We start from the raw sequence: 10,752 nt of genomic DNA on the forward strand, positions 1-10,752 counted from the left end.
CGGGGCGCGGCGGGGGTGCCTTCATTTTTTTCCCCTCCCCCGCCCCCCCCGGGGGGGGCCCGCCCCGCCCCCCCCCGGCGGGGGGTCGGGGCGGGGGGGGGGCGGGCCGGCCCGCCGGCCCCGGGGGTTGGGGCTGGGTGTGCACAGCGGGGCGCTCCGGGCGCGCACAGGTCCTGCCTGGCGCCCGGAGCGGGGTGCTCAGGGCTGCTGCGGGTGGTGGTCCGGGATGGCCGGCAGGGTGCCGGTCAGCTCGTACGCCGAGAGCATGTCGATGCGGCGGGTGTGCCGCTCCTCGCCCGAGTACGGGGTGGCCAGGAACGCCTCGACGAAGCCGGTGGCCTCCTCAGCGCTGTGCATCCGGGCGCCGATGCTGAGCACGTTGGCGTTGTTGTGCTCGCGGCCGAGGCGGGCGGTCTCCGTGCTCCAGGCCAGCGCGGCGCGCACGCCCTTCACCTTGTTCGCGGCGATTTGCTCGCCGTTGCCCGAGCCACCGAGGACGATGCCGAGGCTGCCCTCGTCCGCGACGGTGCGCTCGGCGGCGCGCAGGCAGAACGGCGGGTAGTCGTCCTGGGCGTCGAAGATGTGCGGGCCGCAGTCGACGGGCTCGTGGCCGGCCGCGGTGAGCCACTCCACGAGGTGGTTCTTCAGTTCATAGCCGGCATGGTCGGAGCCGAGGTACACGCGCATGAGCAGAGTGTGGCACGGGCGGCCCCGGGTAGGAGCGCACGGGTCTGGATGATCGCGATCCGCCGCACAACGATTTGGAATCGCGTCTTCCACTCGACTTCACCCTGAGTTTGAATGCCGAAGCCGCACATCGCACCAGCAAAGCGAAGGAACGCGCACATGAGCACGCAGTCGCCCCCCGTCAAAGAGGACGGGGACCAGGGCGCTTCCAGAGCCCAGGACGCAGCATCCGGTGACGGCCTGAAGGCCGGTCTGAAGAACAGACACCTGTCGATGATCGCGATCGGCGGCGTCATCGGTGCCGGCCTGTTCGTCGGCTCGGGCGCCGGCATCGCCAAGGCCGGCCCCGGCATCCTCATCTCGTACGCGATCGCCGGTCTGCTGGTGGTCCTGGTGATGCGGATGCTCGGCGAGATGGCGGCGGCCGATCCCTCGTCGGGCTCGTTCTCGGCGTACGCGGACCGCTCGCTCGGGCGCTGGGCGGGCTTCACCATCGGCTGGCTGTACTGGTTCTTCTGGGTCGTGGTGCTGGCCGTGGAGGCGACCGCGGCGGCCGGCATCCTCACCGACTGGGTGCCCTCGGTGCCGCAGTGGGCCTGGGCGCTGCTGGTGATGGTGGTGCTCACGGCGACCAACCTGGCCTCGGTCGGCTCGTACGGCGAGTTCGAGTTCTGGTTCGCCGGCATCAAGGTGGTGGCGATCGCCGCGTTCATCGTGATCGCCGGGCTCGCCGTGTTCGGCGTGCTGCCGGGCACCGACGCGGTCGGCACCGAGAACCTGACCGGCAACGGCGGCTTCCTGCCCAACGGCCCGGGCACCATCCTCTCCGGCATGCTGCTGGTCGTCTTCTCCTTCATGGGGAGCGAGATCGTCACGCTGGCCGCCGGCGAGTCGGCCGAGCCGGCGAAGATGGTCAGCCGGGCGACCAACAGCGTCATCTGGCGGATCGGCATCTTCTACCTGGGCTCGATCCTGCTGGTGGTCACGCTGCTGCCGTGGGACGCCAAGGCCCTGGTGGACGAGGGTCCCTACGTCGCCGCGCTGAACAAGATCGGCATCGATCACGCCGGCACGATCATGGACGTGATCGTGGTGACCGCGGTGCTCTCCTGTCTGAACTCCGGCCTGTACACCGCGTCCCGGATGGCGTTCTCGCTCGGCCAGCGCGGGGACGCACCGGCGTCCTTCGCCCGGGTGGACAAGCGGGGCGTGCCGGCGGTGGCGATCTGGTCGTCGGTGGCCTTCGGCTTCGTCGCGGTGATCTTCAACTACACCTCGCCCGACACCGTCTTCGAGTTCCTGCTGAACTCCTCCGGTGCGGTCGCCCTCTTCGTGTGGCTGGTGATCTGCTTCTCGCAGTTGCGGATGCGACCGGTCATCGAGCGCGAGATGCCCGAGCGGCACACGGTGCGGATGTGGCTCTACCCGTACCTCACGTACGCCACGATCGCGCTCATCGTCTTCATCCTCGGCTACATGCTGTACGACGACGACGGCCGCGAAATGATGGTGCTCTCGCTGGTGGTCGGCGGATTGGTGCTGGTCACCAGCCTGGTGCTGGACCGCAGGCGGCGGCGCGCTGCGACGGTGCCGGGCCAGCGCTCCTGATCCGCGCCGCGCCAGTGCCCGGCCAGCGTTTCTGAGCCGGGCCGCGCCGGGGCCGCTCGCTCCCGGACGTGGGGGGGGGGGGGGGGGGGGGCGGGGGGGGGGCGGGGGGGGGGCGCGGGGGGCGGGGGGGGCGGGGGGGGGGGGGGGGGCGGGGGCGGGCCCCGGGCGCGGGCCCGCGCCCGCGCCGGCCCCGGCCCCGGGTGCGGGCGCGGGCCCGCGCCGGGGCCGCTCGCTCCCGGACGTGCCGACGCCCCTGTGACCGATGAGGTCGCAGGGGCGTCGGCGTGTTCGCGGATGGTGTGTCCGCGAGCGAGGTGCTGCGGCGCGGTGTGGCGCGGGCCGGCGTCGGGCCGTACGGACCGGCCGGTGCGAGCCCGGGCGCGCGGCCCGGGCAAGGACCCGCGGACCCGCGGCGCCGGGGGTCGGTCAGGCGCGGCGGTCGAGCAGGCGCCAGGCGGTCGGCAGCAGCCCCATCGCGAGCGCCACCTTGAGCGCGTCGCCGAGCAGGAACGGGGTGAGGCCGGCCGCGACCGCGTCCGAGAGCGAGATGTCCAGGGACAGGGCCAGGTACGGCACGCCGACGGCGTAGATGATCGCGGAGCCGACGGCCATGGTGCCGACCGTGCGGACCATGCCGCGGTCGCCGCCGCGGCGGGCCAGCGCGCCGACCGCGGTGGCGGCGAGCATCATGCCGACGACGTAGCCGAAGGACGGCGCGGTGGCGCCCGACGCGCCCGCCGCGAACCAGGGCATGCCCGCCATGCCGACCAGCGCGTACACCAGGAGCGAGAGCAGCCCGCGGCCGGCACCGAGCGAGGCGCCCACCAGCAGGGCGGCGAAGGTCTGGCCGGTGACCGGCACCGGGGAGCCCGGCACCGGGACGGCGATCTGGGCGGCGATGCCGGTCAGCGCGGCGCCGCCGACGACCAGCGCCGCGTCGCGGACCCGGGCGCGCCCGGCGGTGGGGGTGTGCAGCAGGTCGGCCAGGACCGCGCCGGGCCTGGTGGTGGCAGTGGTGAGCGTGCTCAACGTTTCTCCCCGATTGGATGGGCGGTACAGCGGAACAGGGCGACGTTAACCCAGCCCTTATCGCCCGCTCACCGTGAAATGACCACAAGGCGGTCGGCGTGGCCTTGGCGGGTCCGGTACCTGCCAAGGCACCCCCGCAGCACGCTGCGACATCGCCGTTTTCGCTGGTCGCGTGATGCTCATCACGAAGCGGGCGGGAGCGCCCGGATCGTTTTGCGGTGGGCCGCATGGGCCGGTGACACTGTGGGCTCCCACCCCCACGAGAGTACGAGCACCATGCACGACAGTCCCACCCCCGGCCCGAGTGGCACCGCAGAGCCGCTGGCCGGCGGGCTCAAACCGCGGCACATGACCATGCTGGGGCTCGGCGGGGTGATCGGGGCGGGGCTGTTCGTCGGCTCCGGCGCGGGGATCGCGGTGGCCGGACCGGGCATCGTCCTCTCGTACCTGATCGCCGGCGTGCTCGCGATGCTGGTGATGCGGATGCTGGGCGAGATGTCGGCGGCGCTGCCCGCGTCCGGCGCGTTCTCGGTGCACGCGGAGCGGGCGCTCGGGCGCTGGGCGGGCTTCTCGGTGGGCTGGCTGTACTGGTTCCTGCTGGTGGTGGTGTTGGCGGTGGAGGCCACGGGCGCGGCGGGGATCGCGCACGGCTGGGTGCCCGCGGTGCCGCAGTGGGCGTGGGTGCTGCTGTTCATGGTGGTGTTCACGGCGGCGAACCTGGTGGCGGTGAAGAACTTCGGCGAGTTCGAGTTCTGGTTCGCCACCTTGAAGGTCGGCGCGATCGTGCTCTTCCTGGTGCTGGGGCTGCTGGCGATCTGCGGGCTGCTGCCGGACACCGAAGCGGTGGGCCTGGCCAACCTGACCGGGCACGGCGGCTTCCTGCCCGAGGGGTGGGGCGGGGTGGTCTCCGGGGTGCTGGCGGTGGTCTTCGCCTTCGGCGGCCTTGAGGTGGTCACCATCGCGGCGGCCGAGTCGGAGGACCCGGCGCCCGCGGTGGGCCGTGCGGTGCGCAGCGCGGTGTGGCGGATCGTCTTCTTCTACATCGGCTCGATGCTGGTGATCGTGACCGTGCTGCCGTGGACCGCGATGGAGCCCGGCAAGAGCCCGTACGTGGCGGTGCTCGACCACATCGGGGTGCCGGCGGCCGGGCAGATCATGAACGTGGTGGTCTTCGTGGCGCTGCTGTCGGCGCTCAACGCCAACCTCTACGGCTCCTCGCGGATGGTCTTCTCGCTCGCCGAGCGGGGCGAGGCGCCGCGCGCCCTGTTGCGGGTCACCGGGGGCGGGGTGCCGCGGCGGGCGGTGTTCGCCTCGGTCGCCTTCGGGTTCGTCTCCGTACTGCTCAATCTGAAGTGGCCGGATTCCATCTTTCACTACCTGCTCAACGCGGTGGGTGCGGTGCTGCTTTTCGTCTGGGCGCTGATTGCCCTTTCGCAACTGCGGCTGCGCGCTCGGATGACACCGGACGAGGTGGCTGCGCTGCCCCTGCGGATGTGGGGTTTTCCCTGGTTGACGCGGGTGGCGCTGGGCGCGATGGGGGTGATCCTGCTGCTGATGCTGACCGACCGCGATGCGCGCCCGCAACTGCTGTGGTCGACTGGGGCGACGGCTCTCGTGCTGGTGGTGGCAGGGGTACGGGAGTGGTCCAGTCGGCGCGAAAAGGATGAACGCCTACCAACCTGACGACCGGTCGGGTACGGAGCGTCACCACCCGGTCTGGATATCGGACAGGGCTGTCCGAACTGTTGTCCTGAGCGAACACCGACCCCACACTGGGGCCTTCATGTGCACCTCAGGGCTCTCACGGACTGGATCGATATCAGCATGAACTCGACACCCGCGCCCTCTGCGCCGGAGGGCGAGCCGCCCGGCTCGGTGACGGACGGCAACGGAACCAGCGGCTCCGAAGGCGTTGTTCTAGGCCACGGCCTCAAGCAGCGACATCTGTCGATGATCGCGCTGGGCGGTGTGATCGGCGCCGGCCTGTTCGTCGGCTCCGGTGCGGGGATCGCGGCGGCGGGGCCCGCCATCGTGTGCGCGTACGCGGTCTCCGGCCTGTTGGTCATGCTGGTCATGCGGATGCTGGGCGAGATGGCCGCGGCCAACCCGGCCTCCGGCTCCTTCTCGGTGCACGCCGAGCGCTCGCTCGGGCCGTGGGCCGGGTTCACCGCCGGCTGGATGTTCTGGCTGCTGCTGTGCGTGGCGGTGGCGGTCGAGGGCATCGGCGCCGCCAACATCATGGTCGGCTGGTTTCCGGACACCGAGTCCTGGATGTGGGTCGCCCTGTTCATGGTGATGTTCACCGTCACCAACCTGGCGGCGGTGAGCAACTTCGGCGAGTTCGAGTTCTGGTTCGCCACGCTGAAGGTGCTGGCCATCGCGGTCTTCCTGGTGCTGGGCATCCTGGCCATCATGGGCGCGCTGCCCGGCACCGACGCACCGGGCACCGACAACCTCACCGGCGACGGCGGCTTCCTGCCCAACGGCGTGGACGGCCTGGTGGTGGGCCTGTTGGCCTCCGTGTTCGCCTTCGGCGGCCTGGAGACGGTGACCATCGCAGCGGCCGAGTCCGAGCACCCGCGGCAGGGCGTGGCGAAGGCGGTGCGCACCGCGATGTGGCGCATCGGCCTCTTCTACGTCGGCTCGATGGTGATCATCGTGACGCTGATCCCGTGGGACAAGGCGTCGATCGTCAACGAGGGCCCGTACGTCGCGGTCCTCGACCACCTCGACATCCCAGCGGCCGGCGAGACGATGAACGTGATCGTGCTGATCGCGCTGCTCTCGGCGATGAACGCCAACATCTACGGCGCCTCCCGGATGGCGTACTCGCTGGTCGCCCGCGGGCAGGGCCCGAGCATCCTGAGCCGGGTCACCGGCGGCGTGCCCCGGCACGCGGTGGTCGCGTCGGCCGCCTTCGGCTTCCTCGCGGTGCTGTTCAACTACTGGTGGCCGGACACCATCTTCAAGTGGCTGCTGAACATGGTGGGCGCCGCGGTGCTCGTGGTCTGGGGCTTCATCGCCGCGGCCCAGCTCAAGATGCGGCAGCAGTTGGAGCGCGACGCGCCGGACAAGCTCATCGTGCGGATGTGGCTCTTCCCGTACCTGACCTGGGTCGCGCTGGCCGGTACGGCGGGCGTGCTGCTGCTGATGCTGCGCGAGGACGACACCCGTACGCAGCTCTTCTTCACCGCGTCGCTCGCGGTGATCTTCGTCATCGTCGGCTACGTGCGGCAGCGCGCCGCGGCGGCCGGCGGTTCGGGCGGCTCGGGCAGTGGCACGGGTGGCGGCGCCGGGCCGCTGGCCAAGGACACGTCCGGCAGCTAACCGACGGCTCGATCGACCGGCGCCCGCCGACGGGTCGCCAGCACTCCCGCGAGGCGGGGTGGTTCCTCAGACCGGGGAACCACCCCGCCTCCGTCTTTTGGACCAGGTCAGTGCCGTTCCGTGGCGCGAAATGGTCTTGCTGGTAGCGTGCACTTGCAAGTTAATTGCAATAAGCAGTCGGAGGGCTCGGCATGGCCATCTACACACTTCCTGAACTTCCGTACGACTACGCGGCGCTGGCCCCGGTGATCAGCCCCGAGATCATCGAGTTGCACCACGACAAGCACCACGCCGCCTACGTCAAGGGCGCCAACGACACCGTGGAGCAGCTCGCGGAGGCCCGGGACAAGGACCAGTGGGGCGCGATCAACGGCCTGGAGAAGAACCTGGCCTTCCACTTGTCCGGGCACATCCTGCACAGCATCTACTGGCACAACATGACCGGTGACGGCGGCGGCGAGCCGCTGGAGGCGGACGGCGTGGGCGACCTGGCGGGCGCCATCGCCGAGTCCTTCGGCTCCTTCGCCAAGTTCAAGGCGCACCTGACCAAGGCGTCCGCCACCACCCAGGGTTCGGGCTGGGGCGTGCTGGCGTACGAGCCGGTCAGCGGCCGACTCGTGGTGGAGCAGGTCTACGACCACCAGGGCAACGTCGGTCAGGGCTCGGTGCCGATCCTGGTCTTCGACGCCTGGGAGCACGCCTTCTACCTCCAGTACAAGAACCAGAAGGTGGACTTCATCGAGGCGATGTGGCAGGTCGTCAACTGGCAGGACGTCGCCAAGCGCTACCGCGCGGCCACCGAGCGGGCGCAGAGCCTGCTGCTCGCGCCCTGATCCCGCGCGGCGCCCGCGGCCGGCCCGACTCATCCCGGTCCGATCCGGCTTGGCCCGACTGGACCCGGTCCGCTCTTGTCTGGACTGACTTGTCCTGTCCTGCCTGGACCGACCTGACCGGTGACACCGGCCCCCGCGCCGCCGCACCCCGCCGAGCCGGCGCCCCAGACCTCCTGCTCACGTGATCGTCTTCTCACCCTTCACGTAGGCGGGCGGAAAGAAGAGAGCAAGGCCCCCACGCGGTCGACTCGCGTGGGGGCCTTGTGCGTGCCCGACCCTGCCACGTACCACCGGCCCCCGTCACCGCTCGGGCCCCACGACGGCGCGTTCCCCCGGCGTGGCCGGCCGCCATTCCCTCCCTTTATGAGCTCCGTGCAGCACGCATGAAATGATTCCTACTGACCTACACATGAGACGAAGACGAGGGAGTCCCGTCGTGCCCGGTGAGAACCTGACCCGTGAAGAGGCCCGCAACCGGGCCCAGCTACTCACCGTGGACGCGTACGACATCGCGCTCGACGTGCGCAGCGCCCTCGGCCCCGACGCGAGCGCCGGGGCGGTGCGCACCTTCCGCTCCACCACGACCATCAGGTTCCGCTCGGCGACGGTGGGCGCCGACTCCTTCGCCGACCTGCTGGCGCCCTCGATCACGGCGATCACGCTGAACGGGCGGGCGCTCGACCCGGCCGAGGTCTACGACGGCACCCGGATCGCGCTGGCCGACCTGGCGGCGGAGAACGTGCTGACGGTGGACGCGCAGTGCGCGTTCAGCAAGACCGGCCAGGGCCTGCACCGCTTCGTGGACCCCGAGGACGGCGAGGTCTACCTCTACACGCACTTCGAGCCGGCCGACGCCCGCCGGGTCTTCACCAACTTCGAGCAGCCCGACCTGAAGGCGCCCTTCACCTTCGCCGTGACCGCGCCCGAGGGCTGGACCGTGCTCAGCAACGGTGACCTGGACGGCGAGCCGACCCCGGCCGACGGCGGCGGCACCCGCACCCGCTTCGTGCCGACCAAGCCGATCTCCACGTACATCACGGCCGTCGTCGCCGGCCCGTACCACTACGAGCGCGACCACTACAGCCGCACCTTCGCCGACGGCAGCACCCTTGAAGTGCCGCTCGGCGCGCTCTGCCGCAAGGGGCTGGCCAAGCACTTCGACGCGGACGACATCTTCACCGTCACCAAGCAGGGCTTCGACTTCTTCCACGACCGCTTCGACTTCCCGTACCCGTTCGGCAAGTACGACCAGGCGTTCGTGCCCGAGTACAACATCGGCGCGATGGAGAACCCGGGCTGCGTCACCTTCCGCGAGGAGTACATCTTCCGCGGCAAGGTCACCCAGACGTCCTACGAGGCCCGCAGCAACACCCTGCTGCACGAGATGGCCCACATGTGGTTCGGCGACCTGGTCACCATGGAGTGGTGGGACGACCTGTGGCTGAAGGAGTCCTTCGCCGACTTCATGGGGGCGTACGCGCTGGTGGGCGCCACCCGCTTCACGGACGGCTGGATCACCTTCGCCAACCGCCGCAAGAGCTGGGCCTACCGCGCCGACCAGCTCTCCTCCACGCACCCGATCACCGCCGACATCCGGGACCTGGAGGACGCCAAGCTCAACTTCGACGGCATCACCTACGCGAAGGGCGCCTCCGCGCTCAAGCAGCTCGTCGCCTACGTCGGCGAGGAGGCGTTCCTTGAGGGCGCCCGCCGGTACTTCAAGCAGCACGCGTACGGCAACACCACCCTCGGCGACCTGCTCACGGTGTTGCAGGAGACCTCGGGCCGCGACATGGCCGCCTGGTCCGCGGCCTGGCTCCAGACCGCCGGCGTCAACGTGCTGACCCCGCAGGTCACCTATGACGCGGCCGGCAAGATCACCGAGCTGTCGGTGCGGCAGGAGGCGGCGACCGACTACCCGACGCTGCGCCCGCACCGGATCGCGGTCGGCCTCTACCGGCGCGCCGGCGGCGAGCTCAAGCGGTACGCGCAGGCCGAGGTGGACGTGGCGGGCCCCGGCACCGCCGTGCCCGACCTGGTGGGCGTGGAGCGGCCGGACCTGATCCTGCTCAACGACGAGGACCTGACGTACTGCAAGGTCCGCTTCGACGAGGGCTCACTGGCCACCCTGCGCGGGCACCTGGGCGAGCTGTCGGACCCGATGGCGCGCGCCCTGTGCTGGTCGGCGCTGTGGAACCTGACCCGCGACGGGCTGATGCCGGCCCGCGACTTCCTCGCCCTGGTCGAGACGTTCGCCGGCACCGAGAGCGACATCGGCGTGTTGCAGATGGTGCAGTCCTGGGCGGGGTACGCGCTGGCGCACTACGCGACGCCGGCCTCGCGCGAGGCGGCCGGGCAGGCGCTGGCCCAAGCGGCGCTGCGGGAGCTGCGGCAGGCGGTGCCCGGCAGCGGGCACCAGTTGGCGTGGGCCCGCTTCTTCGCCGGCCTGGCCAGCAGCGAGGGCGACCTCCAGTTGCTGAGCGGACTGCTGGCCGGCGGGGCCAAGGTGGACGGCCTCGACGTGGATCAGGAGCTGCGCTGGGCGTTCCTGGCCACGCTGGCCGCGCACGGCGCCGCCGACGCCGCGCAGATCGACGCCGAACTGGCCCGCGACGACACCGCGTCCGGCAAGCGGCACCAGGTGCGCTGCCTGGCCGCGCGCCCGCTGGCCGAGGTCAAGGCTGCGGCGTGGGAGTCGGTCGTGGACCGCGACGAGCTGTCCAACGCGCTGGTGGAGGCGACCATCGCCGGCTTCACCCAGTCGCACCAGCGCGAACTGCTCGCCCCGTTCGCGCCGCGCTATCTGGCGGCCCTGGAGCGGGTGTGGCAGGAGCGCTCGATCGAGATCGGGATGTCCGTGGTCACGGGGCTGTTCCCGCTGGTCCAGGGCGACCAGGCGACGCTGGACGCCGTCGAGGGCTGGCTCACCGGGCACCCGGACGCGGCGCCGGCGCGGCGCCGCCTGGTCGCCGAGGGCCGCGACGACCTGGCCCGCGCGGTGCGGGCCCAGGCTTGCGATGCGGTGTGAGGGACGGCGTGGGGGCGGCTTGCGGCGCGGCTTTGAGTGCGTATGGCCGGCTGCGGTACCCGGCCCGTCGCTGACGGCGCGTTGCTGACGACACGTCACTGACGCGCTGACGGCGCCGCGCCGATGACCGTCCGGGGGGGGGGGGGGGGGGGGGGGCGGCGCCCCCCCCCCCCCGCGGGGGGGGGGGCGGGGCGCGCGCCCCGCGCGCCCGGGGGGCGCCCCCCCCCCCCCCCCCCCCCC

The 10,752-nt window shown here is 71.5% G+C and carries 7 protein-coding genes; 5 read left to right on the forward strand and 2 right to left on the reverse strand.

Going from position 1 to position 10,752, the window contains the following annotated elements; all coding sequences use genetic code 11:
- Positions 1-198: 198 nt before the first annotated feature.
- Positions 199-687, reverse strand: coding sequence for a ribose-5-phosphate isomerase (locus AAHZ94_RS19425; RefSeq protein ID WP_349994239.1), 489 nt, complete (start codon positions 685-687; stop codon positions 199-201).
- A 159-nt stretch (positions 688-846) separates the two neighbouring features.
- On the opposite strand from AAHZ94_RS19425, the gene AAHZ94_RS19430 reads away from it, so the two are divergent.
- Positions 847-2,295: an amino acid permease gene (locus AAHZ94_RS19430; protein ID WP_349994240.1), complete on the forward strand. Its 1,449-nt coding sequence runs from the start codon at positions 847-849 to the stop codon at positions 2,293-2,295.
- Positions 2,296-2,721: 426 nt separating this feature from the next.
- On the opposite strand, the gene AAHZ94_RS19435 is transcribed toward AAHZ94_RS19430, so the two are convergent.
- On the reverse strand, positions 2,722-3,324 hold the full coding sequence (locus AAHZ94_RS19435; protein WP_349994241.1) for a biotin transporter BioY: 603 nt from the start codon (positions 3,322-3,324) through the stop codon (positions 2,722-2,724).
- 276 nt (positions 3,325-3,600) lie between these two features.
- Between AAHZ94_RS19435 and AAHZ94_RS19440 the strand changes: the two genes are divergently transcribed.
- From AAHZ94_RS19440 to pepN, 4 genes are all read left to right on the forward strand, one after another.
- Positions 3,601-5,007, forward strand: coding sequence for an amino acid permease (locus AAHZ94_RS19440; protein WP_349994242.1), 1,407 nt, complete (start codon positions 3,601-3,603; stop codon positions 5,005-5,007).
- Positions 5,008-5,148: 141 nt separating this feature from the next.
- Positions 5,149-6,651, forward strand: a complete 1,503-nt coding sequence (locus AAHZ94_RS19445) for an amino acid permease (protein WP_349994243.1) — start codon at positions 5,149-5,151, stop codon at positions 6,649-6,651.
- 191 nt (positions 6,652-6,842) lie between these two features.
- Complete coding sequence (locus AAHZ94_RS19450; protein WP_349994244.1) at positions 6,843-7,484, forward strand: superoxide dismutase; 642 nt, start codon at positions 6,843-6,845, stop codon at positions 7,482-7,484.
- Between the two features lie 436 nt (positions 7,485-7,920).
- Positions 7,921-10,512 carry an aminopeptidase N gene (pepN, locus tag AAHZ94_RS19455; RefSeq protein ID WP_349994245.1) on the forward strand — a complete coding sequence of 864 codons (2,592 nt, stop codon included), beginning with the start codon at positions 7,921-7,923 and terminating at the stop codon, positions 10,510-10,512.
- The last annotated feature ends 240 nt before the right edge of the window (positions 10,513-10,752 follow it).

The sequence above is a fragment of the Streptomyces sp. HSW2009 genome (assembly GCF_040240285.1).
Classification (GTDB): Bacteria; Actinomycetota; Actinomycetes; order Streptomycetales; family Streptomycetaceae; genus Streptomyces.

Bases quoted from the DNA above. Each gene is read 5' to 3' on its own strand.
- AAHZ94_RS19440 (WP_349994242.1), top strand. From the start codon at position 3,601: ATGCACGACAGTCCCACCCCCGGCCCGAGTGGCACCGCAGAGCCGCTG.
- AAHZ94_RS19445 (WP_349994243.1), top strand. From the start codon at position 5,149: ATGAACTCGACACCCGCGCCCTCTGCGCCGGAGGGCGAGCCGCCCGGC.
- AAHZ94_RS19450 (WP_349994244.1), top strand. From the start codon at position 6,843: ATGGCCATCTACACACTTCCTGAACTTCCGTACGACTACGCGGCGCTG.
- AAHZ94_RS19425 (WP_349994239.1), bottom strand. From the start codon at position 687: ATGCGCGTGTACCTCGGCTCCGACCATGCCGGCTATGAACTGAAGAAC.
- AAHZ94_RS19430 (WP_349994240.1), top strand. From the start codon at position 847: ATGAGCACGCAGTCGCCCCCCGTCAAAGAGGACGGGGACCAGGGCGCT.